The sequence below is a fragment of the Micromonospora reichwaldensis genome (assembly GCF_031845925.1).
Classification (GTDB): Bacteria; Actinomycetota; Actinomycetes; order Mycobacteriales; family Micromonosporaceae; genus Micromonospora; species Micromonospora reichwaldensis.
This window is the reverse complement of the sequence record NZ_JAVRFL010000068.1, coordinates 1-4,093: the sequence shown is the minus strand read 5'-3', so window position 1 is coordinate 4,093 and position 4,093 is coordinate 1. Positions and strand designations below refer to the sequence as shown.

General features: G+C 71.0%; 3 protein-coding genes and 1 other RNA gene. 2 read left to right on the top strand and 2 right to left on the bottom strand.

All coding sequences use genetic code 11. The features are described 5' to 3' along the window. The first annotated feature begins 36 nt into the window (after positions 1-36). Entirely contained in the window at positions 37-588 is a 552-nt protein-coding gene (locus tag RM555_RS30705) for a hypothetical protein (protein ID WP_311414983.1), read from the top strand. Positions 589-664: 76 nt separating this feature from the next. Here the strand turns inward: RM555_RS30705 and RM555_RS30700 are convergent, their stop codons facing one another. After that, on the bottom strand, positions 665-1,426 hold the full coding sequence (locus RM555_RS30700; protein WP_311414982.1) for a sulfite exporter TauE/SafE family protein: 762 nt from the start codon (positions 1,424-1,426) through the stop codon (positions 665-667). Between the two features lie 103 nt (positions 1,427-1,529). Here RM555_RS30700 and rnpB point away from each other — a divergent pair. Next, positions 1,530-1,947, top strand: an RNA gene (rnpB, locus tag RM555_RS30695) — RNase P RNA component class A. Positions 1,948-2,551: 604 nt separating this feature from the next. Here the strand turns inward: rnpB and RM555_RS30690 are convergent. Further along, a complete protein-coding gene (locus RM555_RS30690) occupies positions 2,552-3,967 on the bottom strand; it encodes a pentapeptide repeat-containing protein (protein WP_311414981.1) in 1,416 nt (471 codons plus the stop codon). Positions 3,968-4,093 lie beyond the last annotated feature (126 nt).

The window sequence follows — 4,093 nt, the reverse complement described above, 5'->3', positions numbered from 1 at the left end:
GCGGCGGGGGTGGACGCCCTTCGTACGCTGACGACCATGACGAGACGCGCGCTGGTGGCCGTCCTCGGCGGCTCCGCCGCGCTGCTGCTGGTGGTCGTCGTCGGGTGCGTGGGGGCCGCGATCCGAGCCGTCGGCAACGACCCGGGCGACACGTCCGAGTGCCGGGAGTCGGTGCGCGCCGAGGAGGCGAAGGTGCGCACGAAGCGGTGGGATCCGCCCGAGGAACTGCCGGGCCTCGGCGACTACCTGGAGATCCACTGGCAGGTGCGTTCCCTCTCGGGCGAGCCGTGCGGCCGCGCGCCGGGCCCCGTGGACTGGGCGTACCAGGGCGTCGTCCGGCTGCGTCCGGCGGACGCGCGGACGCTGGCGCAGCGGTACGACTTCGTGCCGTACGCGCCCGCCGAGCCAGACCAGGCGCCCCTCACCAGCCCGGCGGACGCGTGGCCCGCTCTCGCGCCGTTCCTGCCGGCCGCGCCCCGGTGGCTGCACAGCCGGGCGTACGACGAGGCGACACCGGCCACGCGGTGGCGGACCGCCTTCCTGGACGTCGAGCACCGGACGCTCTTCTTCACGCTCCAGGACCACTAGCCGCCCGGGCGTGCGTCCTTCGCCCGACCGGCCGGTCACCTGTCCAGCCTCCCGGCCGGGCACCTGTCGCCGAGGCTCAGCGCAGCGCGCGCCAGAGCAGGTAGAGCCCGATCGACGTGCCGAAGACCACGATCAGCACCTTCAGCACCACCGGCGGCAGCCGGCGCACCAGCCGCGCGCCGGCGTACCCGCCGACCAGCGTCGCCGGCGCGACCACCGCGACGGCCGCCCAGTTCACCGGCCCGAACAGCGCGAACACCACGAGCGTGGTCAACCCGACCAGGGCGGAGAGCAGGTTCTTCAGCGCGCTCACCCGCGCCAGCGTCGCGTCCAGCACCAGGGCCAGGCCCGCCACCAGCATCACCCCGAGCGCCGCGCCGAAGTAGCCGCCGTACACCGCGCCGACGGCGACCATGGCCTGCACGGTGACCGTGCGGCGGCGCGGCGCCAGGTCGCGCGGATGCCCGACGAGCCGGCGCAGCGGATCCTGGAACGCCAGCACCGCCGTCGCCCCGAGCACCAGGAAGGGCACCACCAGCTCGAACGCCCGGGCCGGGGTGGCCAGCAGCAGCAGGGCGCCGGCGATCGTGCCGACGATCGTGGTGGGCGCCAGCGTGGCCAGCATCCGCCGGGGCGGCAGGTCCTGCCGGCTGCCCGCCACGCTCGCCACGTACCCCGGAAAGACCGCGACCGAATTGCTCACGTTGGCCGGCACCGGCGGCAGGCCCACCGCGATCATCGCCGGGAAGGTGATGAGCGAGCCCCCGCCGGCCACCGCGTTGACCGTGCCCGCGGCGAGACCGGCGGCGAGCAGCAGCGCGGCGTCGGAGACATCCATGGTCACCAGAGGCTAGTACCCGGCCTCGGCAGGACGGGTGCCGGTCGGCCCCGGGGTGGCAATGGACGCGGCCGTGGCGTCGTTAGGATGGGTGAGCGACGGACGAGTCGACCGGGCGGTCGCGTCGGCGGGCTCCGGCCCGCCGCCGAGGAACGTCCGGACTCCACAGGGCAGGGTGGTTGCTAACGGCAACCCGGGGCGACCCGCGGGACAGTGCCACAGAAAACAGACCGCCGACCCCATCGGGGACGGTAAGGGTGAAACGGTGGGGTAAGAGCCCACCAGCACCCCGGGTGACCGGGGTGGCTCGGTAAACCCCACCCGGAGCAAGGCCAAGCAAGGGCCGTCACCAGAGATGATGACGACCCGGCGCAGACGCTTGAGGGCTGCCCGCCCGATGTCTGCGGGTAGGCCGCTCGAGCCTGCCGGCGACGGCAGGCCTAGATGGATGGCCGCCGCCGACGCGAGCCCCTCGGGGCGCGCGCCGGTCACAGAATCCGGCGTACAGGTCGACTCGTCCGTCGCCCACCAGCTCAGAGCTCCGATCAAGGCTCTGAGCTGGTTCTTTGTCTGGTGCCGTTGGTTGGCCTTGGTCATCGTTGGGTGGCGTTTGACGGCCTGGGACGGCCTGTAGACGGCCTGAGCGGGGGATCAGTTGACCGCCTGGTCTTGGCGCGTGCTGTCCCGTCGCGGGGGCTTCCGGGGCGGCTGGGCGGGCCTCCTGTGCGTTGCCGACGGCGGTAGACGGGGCCAGCCACGTCCTGGCGGTGGAGCTGCTACCGCGACTCGGTGACACGGTGGCAAGCCAGTCCCGGGTTTGGACTGGCGCGGCAGCCGGAAGCCCCGACCACGCGACCAGGTCGGAGCCGCTGGCTTCCGTCACGGCCCCTCTGAGGTTGGTTCCTGCGAGGGGGCGGTGTCCCGGCGGCTGTCGGTGGCTCACCGCCCCGGCGCCGTAGGCGGCCGGGGCGGCTTGCCGCCGGCCGGGCTTGCCGCCCCGCCCCGCCCCGCCCCGCACCGCGCGGAGCGCGGTGCCTTGATCCTAATGAGATCGTTTCGGCAGTGCTGACGGATCACATGCGGATCACATGCGGATCACATGACGGATCACATGGCGCTCTCGGGTTAGCAAACTGGCTTTGGTCCGTCGTACCTCGTCCCGCCGAGGGTCGCCCCATAGAAGCTCGCCTTGCCGCTGAACGTCACATCGCCGAACCCGGCGGCCCCGTTGAACGTCGCTTTGTCGAACCTGGCGGCGCCGTTGAACGTCGCTTTGCCGAACCTGGCGTCGCCGCTGAACGTTGCCTCGTCGAACCCGGCGTCGCCGCTGAACGTCGTGCCGACAAACCTCACGTCACGTTTGAACGTTGCCTCGTCGAACCAGGCGTCGCGGCTGAACGTCGTGCCGACAAACCTGGCGTCACGTTTGAACGTTGCCTCGTCGAACCAGGCGTCGCCGCTGAACGTCGCCTTGTCGAATCTGGCGTTGCCGCTGAACGTCGCCTTGTCGAACCAGGCGTCGTCGCTGAACGTCGCTTTGCTGAACCTGGCGTCGCGGCTGAACGTCGCGCCGGCAAACTTGGCGTCACCGCTGAACGTCGCCTCGCCGAACCAGGCGTCGCTGCTGAACGTCGCGTTGTCGAACTTGGCGTCGCCGCTGAACGTCGCCTTGACGAACGTGGGGCTGCCGGTGAAGTGGCTCTTCATGAAGGTGGCGTTGTGGAGGTAGCAGCCGGTGAGGTCGAGGTCGATAAGGACGGCTTCGGTGAGGTCGAGCGTCATCTTTGGGCCCCAGTGCAAGGGGTGGGGTTCTCCTTCTGGGGTTGTCGGTCGCAGGTGGCGGGCGAGGATGCGTTGGGCGGCGAGGCGGACCTGACGTTCTTCCCTGGGGTCCACGGCTGGTTTGCAGGTCTCACCGGTGGCAGCCGTTGGTGCGGCTGGAGCGGAGTCGTCTGAAGGTGGTTGGACTGCGGGCGTGGGGGTGGGCTGGTCGTCGGGAGGGGCGTAGGGCATGCGCAGGTAGGCGCAGATCACCTCGACGATGCTCTGCCGATGGGCGGGGTTGTCTTGGGCGAGGCGTTCCAGGGCGTATAGGCCCGCGAGCCGGACCGGGGCCTTGTCCGAGCCGAGCTGGTCGGCAGCCTTGACGTACAACTCGGTAACGCGCTTCTCCCCGGCGTCGTACTCGGTGGCCTGCTGGGTGCGCTCGGCTAACTGCTGACGGCGAAACGCCAGTAGCAGCGCGAACGCGGCAGTCACCGCCGCGCCGATGGTCAAGCCTGTGCGGATGGACTCCACCCGCAACTGCGCCCGCTGCACTCCGTCACCCACCGCCGGCACCGAGCCTTGCAGCCAGGCCGCCGCAGCCCAGGTGACCGTTCCTACCAGGACCACCCCGAGGGGGATCACCCACGACCGTAGGGGCCGCACCTGCCGATCCGGCGGCATCGGCGCGGCAGACACCTCATGCTTCTCGCCATCCCGCCGCCACAGCAGCACCCCCGCGGCCAGTACCGCCAGGCCCCCCGTCACCGGCACCATGAGTTCCCCCCGCTTTGATGGAGCGGTGGTTACCTGCTGCCGGCTGGCGCAGGGGTGACGATAGTTGGTTCGGCTGGTTGCGTCTGGCGGCTGTGCCAGGCGGTCTCGTACTCGTTCGGGCTGAGG